Here is a 16,303-nt window from a genome sequence, read left to right on the forward strand (position 1 = left end):
GCCTCGTTCCAGGACGGCTGGTTCCGCACCGGCGACCTGGTGCGGCGCGACGACGACGGCTACTACTACTTCATCGCGCGGCAGAAGGACATCATCCGCCGCCGCGGCGAGAACATCTCCGGCGCCGAGCTCGACCGTGTCGTCGAAAGCCACCCGCTGGTGGCGCAGGCGGCGGCGATCGCCGTGCCCTCCGAACTCGGCGAGGACGAGGTGCTGGTCGCCGTCGTGGCGGCGCCGCAGGCGCAGCTGTCGCACGAAGAGCTGGCCGACTGGTGCCGCGCGCGGCTGGCGCCGGTGAAGCAGCCGCGCTACTTCGTCTTCGTCGACGCGCTGCCGCAAACGCCGACCCAGCGCGTGGCCAAGCACCTGCTGCGGCAGGATGCGACGCTGCTGGCGCGCGCCCGCGACATGGGCTGACACGGCCCCCTACACGCCTGTACGCCTGCACGCCAGCGCCGCACCGTGCTACGGCCGCACCGTCAGCACCGTGCGCTCGTAGGTCGTGGAGGCCAGGTCCAGCATGCCGTTCGGCGCCGTGTCGATGCCGAAATAGAAGGTGTAGACACCGGCCGGCAAGCCACCGAAGGACGGCAGTCCGACGTAGGGCAGGTCGACCAGCGCAGTGGTCAGCGTTGCCTTCAAGCCGGGCTGCCAGCTCATCGTCGCGAGGTCGAACGAGAACAGCTGCCCGTCGGCCGTGGCGGCCACCAGCCACCAGTCGACCGGCAGGCCGGCCTGCGCGCAGGCGCGCATCGACAGCGATGGCTTGATGGCATCGCCCGCCTTGATCGCCACGTCGCGACGGAAACCGTTGATGCGCATCGCCGGCGCGGTGCCGACGACCGGGTCGACGACCTGCAGCCGCCACTCGATCGGCACGCCGAACAGTTCGCCCTGCGTGCCGACGCTCAAGCGGCCATCGAAGCGGCCCTGGGCAAAGCTGCCGGTGAAGCGGCTGCGCACGTTGGTCCGCCCGGCGACGGTGGCGGTGCTCTGCAGGTCGAAACGACCGTCGGCGCCGAGGGTGCCGGTCAAGGGCAACCACGACGCATTGCCCGTCATCGTGAGGCCGGTGGCGCCGCTGCGCGTGACGGTCATCGTCGACGGCGGCGGGTCCACGCAGCAGATGTGGCCGCGCGGATCGATCAGCTCGAGGATCAGCGCGGTCGATGGTGGTGGCAGGACTTTTTCGCAGACGATGATGAAGATGCGCTCGCCATTGGTGACCAGCGTGACGTTGCCGGCGGCGTCCTGCTTCAGGTAGTCGAACAGCATGCCGTCGGGGTTGGCCGAGCGGCGCACTCGGTGGCTCACAACAGCGCGGCCGAGCGCGCCTTGCGGCCTTGCTGGCGGTGTACGGGCCGCCGCCGGGCACGGCGTGGCGCACCATCGCGCTCGTCAGCGCGACCTTGGCGCCGCCATCGGCCACCTGGCGAGCCGCTTCACGCAGCAGCGGTGGGCCACGGCGGGGTAAATACTCCACTGTTCGCTTGCCCCTTTGGCATCCTGCTCCAGAATTCCCATCACTGGAGCGACATCATGCGATCACGTGCTTGGGTTTCTGTCGCCACCGCGTGCTCGCTGCGCCGGCGTTTCGCGCCGCACCGGCTGGCGCTGGCGTTGTCCGCGTGCTCGCTGCTCACGCTGTCGCTGCAACCGGCGCTGGCGCTGGCGCAGACGCTGCCGTCCGGCGTCTCGGTGGTGCACGGGCAGGCCCAGGTGATCACTTCGGGCAACCGCATGACGGTGGTGAACACGCCGCAGACGGTGCTGAACTGGAACAGCTTCTCCATCGGGGCGAACAATTCGGTCTACTTCCAGCAGGCCAATACCACCAGCCAGGTGCTGAACCGCGTGGTCGGCAACGATCCGTCGAACATCTTCGGCAGCCTGGGCAGCAACGGCCGCGTGTGGTTGCTGAACCCGAACGGCGTGCTGTTCGGCCAGAACGCGCGCATCGACGTCGCCGGCCTGGTCACCTCCACGCTGCGCCTGAACGACAGCGATTGGCTGGGCGGGCGCTATCGCTTCACGGCCAATGGCGGCAGCGCCGAAGTCGTCAATCGGGGTGAGTTGCGGACCTCGTTCGGCGGCACCATCGCGCTGATCGGCACCGATGTGCGCAATGAGGGCCTGGTGCAAACCCCGGGCGGCCAGATCATCCTGGCGGCCGGGCAGAGTGTCGAGCTGGTCGACACCGGTGCGCCGAACCTCGGCGTGCGCATCACGGCGCCAGCGGGTTCGGCACGCAACCTCGGCGAGCTGAATGCCGCGGGTGGGCGCATTGACATTCATGCCGCCGCGGTCAATCAACAAGGCATCGTCAGCGCCGACGCGTTGAGCACCGGCGCCGGCGGCGAGGTCTGGATCAAGGCAAGCGATTCATTGGCCCTTGCCGCCGGCAGCCGCACCAGTGCCGACGGCGGCAGCGGCGGCAGCGTGCGGATCGAATCGGCCGCCGGGCGCAGCACGGTCGAAGGCAGCGTCAGCGCGCAAGGCCGGCAGGGCAGCGGCGGGCAGGTGCTGATGCTTGGCCGCGAAGTCGGCTTGATGGATGGCGCGCGCGTCGATGTCTCGGGCCAGGCCGGCGGCGGCGAGGTGCTGGTCGGCGGTGGCGAACGCGGCCAGGACACACGCTTCGCGAATGCGCAGGCGGTCTACTTCGCTCCGCAAGCCAGCATCATCGCCGACGCACTGGCGCAAGGCGACGGCGGCCGCATCGTGCTGTGGAGCGACAAGGCCACGCGTGCGTTCGGCGTGCTCAGCGCACGCGCAGGCGCGTCGTCGGGCAACGGCGGCCACATCGAGACCTCCGGCGGCTGGCTGGATGCCCGGCCTGCCCGCGTCGACACGAGCGCACCGCGGGGCACGGCCGGCCAGTGGCTGCTCGACCCGTACGACATCCTCATCAGCGACGGAATCACCGACTCCAACATCAGTGCCAGCTTCACGGCCACGGGGCAGCCGTCGCGCATCAGCGCCGAAACCCTCACGGCAGCCCTTCAGACCAGCTCCGTCACGGTCGACACCGGCGGCGGAAGCGGCAACGGGAGCGGCAACATCGACGTCACGAACGCCCACATCTCCGGGAAAAGCGTCAGCCTGACGCTGAGCGCGGACCGGAACATCACGATCACCGGCTCCCAGATCAACCTCGCCGGCGAGCTCGATCCGTACAGTCCCAATTACGGCCCTCCCGGCCCGATCAGATTGAACGCGGGCAATGGCGGATCCGGCACGCTCACGCTCAACGGGTCGGCACTGTCAGCTGGCGGCATCGATGTCAACGCCGATTCGGTGTACCTGACGAACTCGTTCCTGACGTCGACCACGTCTTATCCCATCATCCTGGTGGGCCGGGGCGGGAGCTCGCCGCTGAACGAGTTCAAGAACAACAATTCGAATTCACTCAGCGCATCCAATTTCTGGATGGTCTACGTCGAGGACATCACCGATCCGAGCAGCTTCGTTTCGGGCGGATTGGTCAGCGACTACATCGTGCACGACGGGGCCAACCAGCCGCTGCCCAATGGCAACGTCTTCCTGTCCCGCGCCCAGCAGTTCGTCACGGTGGCCGGTACCCTCACGACGCGCGACTACGACGGCACGACCGCCGGCAGTGACGTCAACGGCTTTCAGATCAGCCAACCCCCAGGCACCACGGGGATTCAGCTGGTCTGCTGCGCCAGCGCGCACTACGTCGACAAGAACGCCGGCGTGAACAAGCCGACCATCCTCGATGCCGTCGGCGCGCGCTTCTTTGCCGACGAGACCGAGATCCTGGGCGCCACGTACGTCAGCAACGTGACCGGCACCATCAACCGGGCCGTCATCAGCGGCAGCGCCGCTGCGGCGGTGGACAAGGTGTACAACGCGTCGGCGTCGGCCAAGGTCACCATGTCCTCGCTGTCGGGCCTGATCGGCAGCGAGACGATCAACGTCGTCCCGACGGCGCACTTCAACAACAAGAACGTCGGCAACAACAAGCCGGTGACCGTGACGGGCTACCAGGTGGTGGACGGCAGCAACGGCGGGCTGGCCATGAACTACAGCTTCGTGGCCGGCGAAGCGCCGTCGCTGTCGGCCAGCATCACGCCGCGGCCGTTGTCGGTGATCGACCTGGGCATCGCCAACAAGGTCTATGACGCGACCACGGTGGCCACGCTGTCCGGCACGCCGGTCACCGACGCGATGCCCGGCGACCAGGTCGTCGTCGGCGGCGTGACGGCCCGCTTCAACGACAAGAACGTCGGCGTGGCCAAGCCGGTGCTGGTCAGCGGCATCAGCCTCAGCGGCGCCGACGCCGGCAACTACACGCTGCAGGCCTCATCGATCCAGCTCAGCGCCGACATCACACCGCGGCCGCTGGACCTGTCGGGCGTGAGCGTCGCCAACAAGGTCTATGACGGCAGCACGACGGCCGTGCTGAGCGGCGCGCCCAGCCTGAATGCGCTGCCCGGCGACGAGGTGTCGCTGCGCGGCTCGGCCGGGGCCAGCTTCGCCGACAAGAACGTCGGCACCGACAAGACCATCGTGCTGAGTGGGCTCTCGCTCGGCGGCAAGGATGCCGGCAACTACTCGGCCACCTCGGCGCTGAGCCTGACGGCCGACATCACGCCGAAGACCGTCAACGTGCTGGGCAACATTGTCAGCAGCAAGATCTATGACGGCACGGTGGCGGCCACGCTGTCGGGCCAGGCCACGATCGCCGATACCGTGCCGGGCGACGACGTCGCGCTCGGCGGCACGGTGCTGGCCCGCTTCGCCGACAAGAACGTCGGCAGCGCCAAGCCGGTCAGCCTCAGCGGCTACGCGCTGGTCGGCAGCGATGCCGGCAACTACAACCTGATCGCGCCGACGGGCCTGTTCGCCGACATCACGCCGCGCGACCTGGTGGCCGGCGGCCTGAGCGTCAACAGCAAGGTCTACGACGCCACGACCACCGCGACGCTGTCCGGCAGCATCAGCTTCAGCGTGCTGCCCGGCGACGTGGTCACGACGGCCGGCACGCCGGTGGTCCGGTTCGCCGACAAGAACGTCGGCCAGGACAAGCCGGTCACCGTCACCGGCTTCGCACTGGCAGGCGCCGATGCCGGCAACTACACGCTGGGCCCGGCCACCGGGCTGACGGCCGACATCACGCCACGCCCGCTGAGCTTGAGCGGACTGTCGGCGCTGGACAAGGTCTACGACGCCACGACGGTGGCGCAGTTGAGCGGCACGGCCAGCTTCAATGCGCTGCCGGGCGACAGCGTGAGCTTCACCGGCGCGTTGACCGGCAGCTTTGCCGACAAGAATGTCGGCCAGGGCAAGGCCGTCACGCTCAGCGGCTCCACGCTGAGTGGTGCTGACGCCGGCAACTACGCGCTGCAGTCCGCCACCAGCCTGTCGGCGAACATCACGCCACGGCCGGTGGCGCTGGTCGGCCTGGCGGCCGTGGACAAGGTCTACGACGCAACGACTGCAGCCGTGCTCACCGGCATCGCCAGCCTCGACAGCGTGGCCGGCGATGCCATCTCGCTCAACGGCAACGTGAGCGGCAGCTTTGCCGACAAGAACGTCGGCCAAGGCAAGGCCGTCACGCTCACCGGCTACAGCCTGGCCGGGGCCGACGCCGGCAATTACAGCCTGCAGCCGGCACCGGCACTGCAGGCCAGCATCACGCCGCTGAGCGTCGCGCTCACCGGCCTGAGCGCCAGCGACAAGGTCTACGACGGCAGCACCGCGGCCACGCTGTCGGGCACGGCGCAGATTCACACCCTGGCCGGTGACGCGGTGTCGCTGGCCGGTACGGGCGTGGGTGCGTTTTCCGATCGCAACGTCGGATCGAGCAAGCCGATCAACTTTTCGGGCTTCACGCTGACGGGCGCGGACGCGGCCAACTACAGCCTGACCCAGTCGTCGGTGCTGTTCGCGCGGATCACGCCGGCGGCGCTGCAGTACGTGGCAACGCCCGAGGTGCGCAACATCGGCCAGTCGCTGGACGGCTTGACCGGGTTGGTCAGCGGCTTCGTCGCCGGCGACACGGTGAGCAATGCGACGCAGGGCACCGCCGTCTTCCAGACCACGGCGGCAAGCACGTCGCCGCCCGGCAGTTATGCGGTGACGGGCAGCGGGCTCAGCGCGCTGAACTACGTCTTCTCGCAAGCCAGCGGCAACGTCCAGGCGCTGACGCTGGTGCTCGACCTCACCCCCGTGACGTCGACCCTCATCGGCAACGATGGGGTCACCGGAACGACGACAGCAGGCCCCGACTTCAGGCCGACCACCTTCACCGTCAGCGGCAGCAAGGTGCTGGCCGACGCCGGCATGCTGGACATCTCGACCAGCGCGAATGGGACAGGCGGTGGCACAGGTCGTGGAACCGGCGGCGGGTCAGGCACCGGGTCCGGTGCCGGGTTCGGCGGCGGCTCCGCCGCTGGCAGCGCCGAGACCCAACCGAGCGGCGACTTCGGTGCCGTCAAGCTGTCCAGCCTGTCCGCCGACGAGCTGCAGGGCATGCTGGACGCGCGCCATCTGTTCAAACAGAACCTGCTGGCCGATGCGGTGGTGAAGCTGGAGCGCAACCCGGCGCTGGCCGATCTGCGCGAATGCCTGACGCTGCAGGAGGCCGAGCAAGGCCTCTGCCTGATCACGTCCGGCCTGAAGGAGCGCCTGGGCAAGGAACGCCACACCGCGACACCGGCAGGGGCCGCGACTGCATCGCCGGCAGCACCCGAAGCGCCGGCAAGACCGGCAACGGCCGCGCCCGCCGAGCCAAGATCTGCATCTGCATCTGCACCGCTTCCCTCACCCGCACCAGACCCTGTTCAGCAGGCCGCCTTGTCGCCAGCACCTCCAGCAGTGCAGCAAGCGGATCCGGCCAGGCGCCGCGTGCTGTCGGCATCGCTGCCGCAGATCGAGCGCAAGATCGCGCTGATCGTCGGCGTCGATCGCTACGCCGACGCATCGATCCCCTCGCTGAACAACGCGGTGCGCGATGCACACGCCGTGGCCAAGGTCTTCGAGAGCAAGCTCGGGTACGAGGCCGTGGTGATCGACAACGCGAGCAAGCCGGCGCTGGTGGCGGCGCTGAACCGGCTGGCATTGAGCGTCGGTCCGCGCGACTCGGTGGTGGTGTACTACGCCGGCCACGGCGAGCTGGTGGAGTCGACCAAGCTGGGCTACTGGCTGCTGTCCGACAGTGTCGCCAAGCAGCCGGAGACCTGGTTGTCCAACACCGACATCAGCCGGCTGATCGGGCAGATCGGCGCCTCGCAAGTGGCGCTGGTGTCGGACAGTTGCTACTCGGGTTCGCTGGCTTCGGAGGAACGCATTCGTCCGCAGACCGGCACGCCGAATCCGCAGAGCTTTCTCGACAGGAAATCAGTCGTCGTGATGTCTTCGGGCGGCAACGAGCCGGTGTTCGACGAAGGCAAGGACGGTCATTCGCCATTTGCCTACAGCCTGATGAACACGCTGAACCAGGTGTCCAACTGGCAGGCCGGCGGCAACGTGTTCGAGCGGGTCCGTTTTGCGGTGGCCCGCACGTTGCCGCAACGACCGCAATACAGCGCGTCGCGCGCGGCCGGCCACCAGCCGGGCGGCGACTACCTGTTCGAGCAACGGCAGCTCTACCTCACTCGATGAGCGGGACCGCCTGACCCGCCGACCCGCGGCGAAGCGCGACTGTCATTCACCGTAGAGGCGCAGGCGCCAGCGCACTTGCAGCATGGCCTGCGCGCCCGTTGCGCCGGTTTGCACATCGAACACCTGGCGCGGCGAAACCCATTCGCTCCACCCGGCCCGCGGGTCGGGCCGTCGTGGCATCGGTGGCATGAAGACCTCGTGGCGCTCGCCGTCCGGCAGCGGCAGCCGCGCCACGACGAGCCGGTTGCCGGCACGGATCAAGGGTCCCTGCACGGCCCGCCGCATCGGTCGCATTCAGGCGACTCTCGGATCCGCGTCCACACTCATCGGGTTGAACGCTCGAGGGTTCCGATGATGATTCTTGTGGTAGTAGACCCCAAATAGAAAGCGGTTGCAAAAATCGAAATACGGGCTTCCACGGAGGTTTCGTGCTTCGACCGTCCCTTCCGGCTGCTCTTGATGGGTGAAATAGTTGAAGGCAGCGAGGCACAGCACATTCGAGATGTACGAGGGCACGAACGCCAGCGCAAAGTACTTGGGGCCGAGCAACGAGAAGACGAACAAGGTCTTCGCGAAGCGCGACAACAGGAGCAGCAGGTTTTGCTGTTTCCAGCGCTTCCTCGTTTCGGCAGTATCTCCCCAGTTCTTCAGATACAACCCTTCCAAGCGTCGGGCGATGAGAAGACGAGCCACGTCGATGAACTGCCAGAAGGTGTAGCCTTTCGGCGGATGCGGATCGCGCTCGGGATCATCAGGAAAGGCATGATGATGTGCATGGAAGAAGCGCCACACCACAAGGCCGGCAGATAGTTGCTGCAAAGCGCACGCCTCCCCGATGACCCCATTGAGCCAGAGCGGCCTGAAATTCAGATGCGCCGCGTTATGTATAAATACCGCGCTGAGATGTCCGAGATAAATGGCCGCAATGCACAAGATGGCCAATCCCCATGACATTTCCATCCTGTAATGCCAGAGCGTCAGAAGGATGAGCACTGCGGCGCCTGCAATGATGTAGCGGAACCGCGTAAGAAAGAGCGGCACAAGGCCGAACAGCCACCATGGAGAGGTTGTTTCGAACAGGTGATTCCAGCGCAGAACGGCGATAGTCGCAAGGCCGTAGCCGAGGACGTTGAGGAGGTAATATCGACCGAAGAAGAATGTATGGGTATTAAAGCTGGCTCGCTGCCGAGGTTCGGGTAGAGCTTCCATGCGTTCCCTTTGCGATTGCTGACGGCCGTAGTCTAGAGGAACTCCGCGGCGGGCATCGATTCCTTGGCGCTCCACGAAGGATTAAGTGGATTGCGGGCAGAAAGCTTGACCGTGCGGGAGTCCGGCTCGCCTGCAATCAGCCTGTTGGGCAGGTACGACTCGCGAGGTGCCAGGAAGTTGACGATGGCCAACGACAGTTCCTGGCCGGCTGTGCGTACCGCGAACGTCAGCTGCCCGGATCGCCGCGTGCGGTCAGCCGCACTGGCCAGTGCCACAAGGCAGCACTTGCGCCAAGCGCCTGCTGGCGCGCACAGTTGCTGAAGTGACGACGCCTGATTGCCCGCTTTCTTGCGGGCTGGCAGGATGAGTCTCGGAGCGCCGCCGATCTCCCGACGTAGTCAGGCTCAGTTCTCTCTGGGCATCGAGCAGCAGAGATGCGATCGGCAATGCGGCGTCCTCACTACTGTGGGGCGCGAGTCGATCCAGCGCGAAGTCACCCACCGAGACAGCGGCACCGGCAAGCTTGGCGCCGACAGGCTCGACAAGCGCCGCTACTTTCTCTCCGGCCTTGAGGAACGAGAAGATGGTCTTGACCCCTTCCAAACCTTCTGCTTGCCAGTCGCCGCATTCAGGTCGCTCACCAAGTCCCTCATCTGCTCGACCGCGGTTACGATGGACAAAGTGTCGGTTAGGTTCGTCGCGCTGACGAATTGCTGTTGCCACAGGTACAGCTGCCGGCGCCTCTGCCGGTCCTGTGCCAACGAACCCGTCCCGTCGGGCACGGGCGACCTCATCAACCATGCCCAAAGTGCTGGGCTGCTCCATGTGGTGCTGCCATCGCCCCTGCAGCTCCTCCGTCCAGGGAACCGCGGTTGCTCGGTCGCCCAAGATGGCCACCATCTGGTTTAGCCGAGCCGGCTGCCATCCCTCGTTCACCCACCGCTGCCACTCTAGGTCCGCCTGCGCGGTCCCCAGAGCTGATTCCATGGTTCGCGCATGATCGCCTCCCGGATGACATCGACGCCGAGCCGCAATGGGCCTCCCCTCGGGTTCTCAAGCCGGCAACCGGAACCCCTCGATCTGCGCGCCGTCCCCCTCACGGTCCACCTGCAGTGCGATGTCCACATCGGCCGTGTGGGCCTGCAGCAGCGCCTGCACGATGACCTCGCAGCCATGCTCGCTGCTGCCCAGCGCCTGGCCGTTGACGACCCAATGGCGCAACCGGCCGTCGGCCATGCGCACGTCCACGCCAGTCCACGGGTGGGTGTCGCCGCCGTGCGTGAGTCGCGTGACGCGGCCGGTGAGCCAGTACGGCCCCTCCACCTCGAAGACGCGCTCGTAGGGCGCGTAGTCGGGCGCATCGGCGTGCACCGTCACCGTCAGCCGGCCCGCCTTGGCGCCACTCACGTTCAGCGACAGCGTCGCTCCGGCCTCGGCGCGTTCCAGCCGCTCGAAGCCGCCCTCCTGGCTCACGTTCACCCAATAGTGCGTGGGCAGGTCGCGGCCGATCTCCACCGGCCTGGGCGGGCGCGGCAGCTCCACCTCGACAGGCACGCGCAGATCAGGCTTCTTCCAGCGCACGGTCGGCCAGATGACCCGCGGCGCGAAGCGCCACACACGCATCTCCGGGTCGCCGTACAGCGTCAGCGACATCGCGATCCAGCGCGCATAGGCGTGCCAGTAGCCGAAGTCCAGCGCGCCCAGGCGGCAGTCGTTCAGCAAACCGAGATGGCGGGTGTGCCGCAGCTTCGAGAAGAACGCGCGCTGGATGTCGTCGCCCACGCCGATCCAGCTGAATCGCGTGTTACCCACATAGGCCACGGCGCCGCCGTTGGGGTTCTTCAGCAGCTCTTCGGCAAAGCTGTCCTCGCTGTCCATCGCGCCGGTCAGGCAAGAGTCGGCATAGCCGATGAAGCCGGGCAATCCGTTGCTCAGCGCGCTCGCCATCCAGGTGCCACCGCCGCAGCAGCCGCCGGGGCTGCCGTGGCCGGACAGGCTCACGATGTGTGGCGCGGCGTTCAGCGCCGTCTGCAGCCGCGTGCTGGTCAGATAGCCCACGGGTGCGGCCACCGCCTGCCCCGGCGTGAGGTCGGTCATGTCCTCGTACAGGCGCGACACCTGGCCCCAGCCCGGCAGGTCGGCCGCGAGTTGTACGCGCAACGCTTCCTGGTCCGCCATGGAGCCGTCCTGGCCCGGCGCGTCGAACAGGTAGGACGGCGGATCGCGCTCCACGACCGCGCCATGCACGACCACCCATGGGCTGGGCAGCGGGAAGTCCAGCGTGATGCCGAAGATGGACAGCGAGAACCCGGCCATCGCATGGTCCGTCGCGCTGCGCGCAAAATGCCAGCCGCGCGACGACGGGTTGCTGTGCGTGTTGTAGGGCAGCTCGCGGCGGTCGGTGTCGGAGATCTCGGCGATGAGCTGCACGTCGAAGGTCGACGGCATGCTGCCCAGGTTCAGCACCGTCGCGTCCGCGCCCGCGTGGAACTGTCCGCTGCTGGGCGGGCTGCCGACGCCCCGCGAGATCCGCGTGCCTCCCCCCCAGTTGGAGGCTGCGATCACCACGCGCTCCAGCCAGCTCGACTGGTTCCACGCCGTTAGCGGCGCGCCGATCCGGCCATAGGCCATGGCCTTGTCGACGAAGGCTTGCGCTTCGCCGCCCGACTGCACCGGCGCGCGGCCCACGCTCAGGTCCGTCGTCCAGTGCACGCCGTCCACGTCGGCGCCGCCCACGTACTGGCCGTAGACGCCGTTGTCCAGCGCGTCCCAATCGTGCGGCGGGTAGTACACATAGGGCAGCCGCAGCGTGAAGAGCCAGAACGAGAATTCCTGCCAGGCGATGACCCAACTCTGGTGGCTGGCGTAGTACAGGTCGGTGGGGATGCGGTTCCACTCGTACAGCCACTGCAGCCGCGCGTTGACGACGGACGCCGCGCCGTTCACGCGCACGAAGTTGGTCGCCATCGTCGAGCGCGTGGTGTAGTCGGCGGCCGTCCAGTACCAGCCCAGGCCGCCGCCTGCCGTGGCACCCGTCGCGTCGTAGGGGATGAACTGCCCCGTGCCCGCGTTGACGAGCTGGCGCGCCGTGCCGCCCGGCCACCACGTGCCGGGGCTCACCGCATGCATCTTCAGGAAGGTGCCGGTCCAGAAAGATTTGTTGGCCTCCGGCGGGTCCGTCGCGGCAACGTCCATGTGGCCTTCGATGGCGCCGGCTGCCTCGCGGGCTGGCACCACTGACACGTCGCCGCCGAGCAGTAGCCAGGCCGTACCCCAGTTGCGGTGCGCATGCTTGGCAAAGTTGCGCAGCACCTCCGGCAGGTCGCGCGCGCCGGCGCGGTGGTTGCCGTAGCGGCCGTTGACGATGTCGGTGATCGTCACCACCTTGGCCGTCACGCCCCGCGCGCGCTTGTGCGCGGCCAGCCGCTCGAACTGCGCCACCATGTCGCCCGCCAGCGGCGCGATGGGCGTGATCGTCGCGGCGTTCCACGACCGGTTGTCCGTGATGACCACATAGTCCGCCGGTAGCTGGGCCACCAGTTCGGTCCACGGCCCGATCTTCACGAGGTCGGGGTTCACCACCAAGCTCCTGGCCAGCTCGGCATAGCGGTTGGCCTGCGCGCGCGACGTGACGACCGGCTCCGGCATTGGGTGCAACTGCCGGGGGTCCATCTGCACGCCCACCTTTGCCAGCACGGCCACCAGTTCCCCGTCGCTGGCCCGCTCGCGCGGCCGCGGACTGTAGGGAATCTCGATGGCGATGTGCGTCAGCAGTTCCAACTGCCCGCGCTCCGTGTAGCGCACCGGCCGCAGGTCGATGGCTACCAGGGGCACGCGGCCCGCCATGCGAACCGTGCTGAGCTTGGCGCCATCGCGGTCGCGCGCCTCGGCCTCGTACAGCTGCGCGTTGGGCGGGGCGAAGTCGGGCGTTTGGAAAGGCTCTTCGCGCTGCCCCGGATCCTCCCAGGGCCCGCCCTGGGGCTTGGGCCGGCAGCAGCGGCAGCCGTCCGTGGCGCTGTCCTCGGGCTTCTCCTGGCCCTCTGCCGAGTCGCCGTGCTCATCGCAGGCCTCTCCGCTCGGGTGTCCGCCTTGCTGACGCGACATGCCTGGCGCCAGCGGCTGCGCCGGCACCACCAGCGTGGCCGCGTCCGTCAACGCGACGCGCTCGCCCTCGCGCAGCCGTATCTGCTCCGGCCACATGCCCTCCGGCAGCGCCACGTGCAGCAGCCGCCGCGGTAGCGCCGGCGCGCCGGGCTGGGCCACGTTGTGGCACTCTGCGATCTCAACCCGCAGGCCCATGAGCGTGCGCTTGAGCCTCACGTCCTCCTTCGTGAGGTAGACGTCCACGCGCACCGCGAAGCCTTCCTCGTGCTTGGATTCCAGCCGCATCGCAGACTCCTTCGCGAGATGTTCGTCCCAGCGCGGGGAACTCACGCTTGCACAGCCGCCTGACCTTGGAATCCAGTCTAGGCAGCGGGTCCTGAAGTGCCATCCACAAGGTGGCGGACGAAGGCCCGTGCATTGCTCGATCGTTGCCGTCGATGGCTGCGGCGGTCTGGAACGGGAAGCCGTCCCTGACTCAAGTGTCTGGCCTGCCCACCAGGCGCAGTGAACACTCAGCGCAACTCGGTCGTGCCGCGCAACCCGGCGCGTTCGGCCGCCGCGCGCACCAGCCCCTCGGTGCGGACCTGCTCGGCATAGCGCCTGAGGTACTCGGCGGCCACGCCGCGGCCTTTGGGCACGGCGATCGCCAGTTGCTCCAGGCCCCAGCGGCCGTCCAGCACGCGCGCGCCGGGCAGCGACAGGTAGCCCAGCTCCAACGCCACCAGGGGCGGCGTGAAGTCGACCTCCAACGCGCGCGCGGCGGTTGCGTTGGTGATCGTGAAGTCGGCGCGGCCGGTCTTCACGGCCTCCACCACCTCGGCCACGCGCGAGAACACCACGACTTCGGCCGCAAGGCCGAGGCGGCGCGCCAGGTCGCGGCCCTCGGGCGGCATCTTGTCCGGCCTTGTCGGGGCGCCGGTGCAACCGGCTAGCGCCAGCGCCAGGGCGGCGCCGGCGAAGAAGACACCGCGACGGCTGGCGTGCTGCATGGTCTGTGCGGCCCGCTCAATCCGGCTGGATGCGGGCTTCACGCATCAGTCTGTCATAACGTGTAGGTCACCGACTTCGGTGCGGCCTTGGCCGCGGCGATCAGCTTGGCCAGTGAGTCGATGCTGCCCTGCGCCGTCACGGCCAGCACCACCGGCACGCGGCCAACCAGCGCGATGGGCGTGAAGTCGCGCGCCATGTCGAAGGGCGCGGGCTGGTACAGCGTGGGGTTGGCGGCGATGGAGCCGGCCCGATCTACACTGCGCCGGCTGCTGTTGCCTCGCCGGCGTGCGGTCGGCCAGCTGGACAACAGATCCGATAACACACATACCGAGCGTGCGCACGCTGCCGCCGGACGCCGAGAGGGAGATCCGCTGATGATTCGCCGATTCGCAAGCGCCTGCGGCCTGCTGCTGTTCGTCTCGTTCCTGCTCGCCGGCTGCGGAGGCGGCGGCTCGGACAGTACGCCGGCGATTGCGGCACCCACCGCGCTGTCGTACCCGTCGCCGCAGGCCTGGAGCGTCGGCGCAACGATGCCGGCGATCACGCCGACGGTGACCGGCAGCGTCACGAGCTACAGCGTCGCGCCCGCACTGCCGAACGGCCTCTCGATCAACACAGCAACTGGCGCGATCTCCGGCGTGCCGAGTGCTGCTACCGCGCCGGCAACCTACACCGTCACCGCAACCAACGCCAGCGGATCCACCAGCTTCGCGCTCGCGCTGAAGGTGATCGGCGTCGACGTCGTCTCCGGCAGTCTCGCGCGCATCGCCGCCCAAGGCTCGCCGATCGCGCCGGAGGTCGTCGTGCGTCCCCGCTACTTCGACGTGGGCACGCTCTACGCCCTGGTCAATGACCCGAACGGCCTGTTCCGAGCCCCCGTGACGGTGACGGCCCTCGACGACGGCAGCTACGCCCTGCGCCTGACGAGCACTCCCGCCGCCCCGGCAGGGCTGGTTGCCGGCACGCTTGCCTTCAGCCTCTGCCGCGATGCCGGCTGCAGTTCGGCGCAGGAAGTTCCCGGCGTGACGGTGCCGTACTCGGTGCGTGTGATGGCCGCCGCAACGCCGTGGCCGGGCAACAACCTGACGGCGCTTGCCGCGTTGCCCGGTGCGCCGGACTGGGGCACCTTCCAGGGCAACGCGGCTCACACCGGCCACGTGCCGGTGAGCGTGAATCCCGACCGCTTCTCCCTGCGCTGGAAGACCGCGGGAAACACGGTGAATGTCTCGTTCAACCAGACGAAGCAGAACCTCGTCACCTCCGGCGGGCTGCTCTTCGTTGCGTCCTCGGGGTGGATGGACGGCGGCATGATCACCGCCCGGCGCGAGCTCGACGGCGGCGAGGCCTGGCGCTTCGACCTCGCCGGCCTGCCCTACCCGGCGGCCAACCCGGCCGCGGTCGCGAACGGCGTCGTGTATTTCGCGGCCGGATACCAGGATGGCGCCTACCTGTTCGCGCGCAACGCGGCCGACGGCTCCGCCGTGTTCCGCGCCGACATCAGCAACCAGTGGGACGCCTACTACGCGCCGACGATCGGCCCGAACGGCGCCGTCTATGCGAACGCCGGAACCTACGGCGGCCTGTACGCCTTCACCGCGCAGGGCAGCCAGCTCTTCTTCTCGCCGCAGTCGCAGGTGACGAACTGGACGCCGGCCGTCAGCGCCACCGGCGTTTACGCCTACACCGGCGACCGTCTGCAGGTCGTAGATCCGGCAACCGGCGCGGTCAGCGTGACCATCCCGGATCCGACGTACACGAACTACATCTATGACGCCGGCGGCGCGCCGGTGCTCGGCAACGCCGCGCTCGGCTCGGTGTTCGCGGCGAGTTACTCCAACTCGGTGCTCAATGGCGGCGCGATCGGCAACACGCTGACCAACTTCCGCACGACCACCGGCACCATCGCCTGGCAATTCCACGGCGTCTATCCGACCACGCCGGCGTACCGCGGCGGGGTACTCTATGCCGTCAACCAGAACCCCTTGCGCATGGAAGCGCGCGCCGAGGCCGATGGCGCGGTGCTGTGGTCATGGACGCCGGACGCCGTTGCCGAGACCGGCTTCGTCAGCGAGGTGCTGATCACCGACAACCTGCTGTTTCTCAGCACCAACACGACCACGCACGCGATCGATCTTCGGACGCACCGCTCAGTCTGGAGCTACCCGGCGTCGGGCAAGCTCTCGCTGTCGGCGAATGGCATTCTCTACATCCACAACAGCACCGACCTGATCGCGGTCAACCTGAAGTAGGTCGGCCGCCGATCGCGCCGGCGTGCCATTGCAGGCGGCCGCGCGGCACGGCTGAACGGCGGCGCGAACCCCCAAGGCGCTCAGGCGGCTTCGGTGTTCTCCACCAACAACGCCATGCCCTG

At 68.0% G+C, this 16,303-nt stretch carries 11 protein-coding genes; 3 read left to right on the forward strand and 8 right to left on the reverse strand.

Features of this window, described 5'->3' with window-relative positions; all coding sequences use genetic code 11:
• Positions 1–417, forward strand: a 417-nt coding sequence (locus VLK61_RS04385) for an AMP-binding enzyme (protein ID WP_414636769.1), incomplete at its 5' end; no start/stop codon positions are given.
• A 48-nt stretch (positions 418–465) separates the two neighbouring features.
• Here VLK61_RS04385 and VLK61_RS04390 read toward each other — a convergent pair.
• The gene (locus VLK61_RS04390; RefSeq protein ID WP_325418684.1) at positions 466–1,302 is read right to left on the reverse strand and encodes a hypothetical protein; all 837 of its coding nucleotides are present in this window, start codon (positions 1,300–1,302) and stop codon (positions 466–468) included.
• Positions 1,303–1,455: 153 nt separating this feature from the next.
• On the opposite strand from VLK61_RS04390, the gene VLK61_RS04395 reads away from it, so the two are divergent.
• Positions 1,456–7,629, forward strand: a complete 6,174-nt coding sequence (locus VLK61_RS04395; protein WP_325418686.1) for a YDG domain-containing protein — start codon at positions 1,456–1,458, stop codon at positions 7,627–7,629.
• A 42-nt stretch (positions 7,630–7,671) separates the two neighbouring features.
• On the opposite strand, the gene VLK61_RS04400 is transcribed toward VLK61_RS04395, so the two are convergent.
• The 7 genes from VLK61_RS04400 to VLK61_RS04430 all read right to left on the reverse strand — a co-directional run bounded on the left by VLK61_RS04400 (position 7,672) and on the right by VLK61_RS04430 (position 14,239).
• A complete protein-coding gene (locus VLK61_RS04400) occupies positions 7,672–7,923 on the reverse strand; it encodes a hypothetical protein (protein WP_325418688.1) in 252 nt (83 codons plus the stop codon).
• Entirely contained in the window at positions 7,924–8,838 is a 915-nt protein-coding gene (locus VLK61_RS04405; RefSeq protein ID WP_325418690.1) for a fatty acid desaturase family protein, read from the reverse strand.
• Between the two features lie 32 nt (positions 8,839–8,870).
• A complete protein-coding gene (locus VLK61_RS04410; RefSeq protein WP_325418692.1) occupies positions 8,871–9,029 on the reverse strand; it encodes a hypothetical protein in 159 nt (52 codons plus the stop codon).
• Positions 9,030–9,090: 61 nt separating this feature from the next.
• Positions 9,091–9,738, reverse strand: coding sequence for a hypothetical protein (locus VLK61_RS04415; RefSeq protein WP_325418694.1), 648 nt, complete (start codon positions 9,736–9,738; stop codon positions 9,091–9,093).
• 153 nt (positions 9,739–9,891) lie between these two features.
• Positions 9,892–13,227, reverse strand: a complete 3,336-nt coding sequence (locus VLK61_RS04420; RefSeq protein ID WP_325418695.1) for a C25 family cysteine peptidase — start codon at positions 13,225–13,227, stop codon at positions 9,892–9,894.
• 227 nt (positions 13,228–13,454) lie between these two features.
• Entirely contained in the window at positions 13,455–13,931 is a 477-nt protein-coding gene (locus VLK61_RS04425; RefSeq protein WP_325418697.1) for a transporter substrate-binding domain-containing protein, read from the reverse strand.
• Between the two features lie 53 nt (positions 13,932–13,984).
• On the reverse strand, positions 13,985–14,239 hold the full coding sequence (locus VLK61_RS04430; protein ID WP_325418699.1) for a tripartite tricarboxylate transporter substrate-binding protein: 255 nt from the start codon (positions 14,237–14,239) through the stop codon (positions 13,985–13,987).
• Positions 14,240–14,306: 67 nt separating this feature from the next.
• Between VLK61_RS04430 and VLK61_RS04435 the strand changes: the two genes are divergently transcribed.
• Positions 14,307–16,181, forward strand: coding sequence for a PQQ-binding-like beta-propeller repeat protein (locus VLK61_RS04435; RefSeq protein ID WP_325418701.1), 1,875 nt, complete (start codon positions 14,307–14,309; stop codon positions 16,179–16,181).
• The last annotated feature ends 122 nt before the right edge of the window (positions 16,182–16,303 follow it).

Origin of the sequence: Aquabacterium sp. (assembly GCF_035476535.1) — a bacterium.
In the GTDB taxonomy this organism is placed as follows: Bacteria; Pseudomonadota; Gammaproteobacteria; order Burkholderiales; family Burkholderiaceae_C; genus Pseudaquabacterium.

Excerpts from the sequence above, each read along its gene's own strand:
- VLK61_RS04400 (WP_325418688.1), bottom strand. The coding sequence starts at position 7,923 with ATGCGACCGATGCGGCGGGCCGTGCAGGGACCCTTGATCCGTGCCGGC.
- VLK61_RS04405 (WP_325418690.1), bottom strand. The coding sequence starts at position 8,838 with ATGGAAGCTCTACCCGAACCTCGGCAGCGAGCCAGCTTTAATACCCAT.
- VLK61_RS04415 (WP_325418694.1), bottom strand. The coding sequence starts at position 9,738 with ATGGTGGCCATCTTGGGCGACCGAGCAACCGCGGTTCCCTGGACGGAG.
- VLK61_RS04420 (WP_325418695.1), bottom strand. The coding sequence starts at position 13,227 with ATGCGGCTGGAATCCAAGCACGAGGAAGGCTTCGCGGTGCGCGTGGAC.
- VLK61_RS04425 (WP_325418697.1), bottom strand. The coding sequence starts at position 13,931 with ATGCAGCACGCCAGCCGTCGCGGTGTCTTCTTCGCCGGCGCCGCCCTG.
- VLK61_RS04435 (WP_325418701.1), top strand. The coding sequence starts at position 14,307 with ATGATTCGCCGATTCGCAAGCGCCTGCGGCCTGCTGCTGTTCGTCTCG.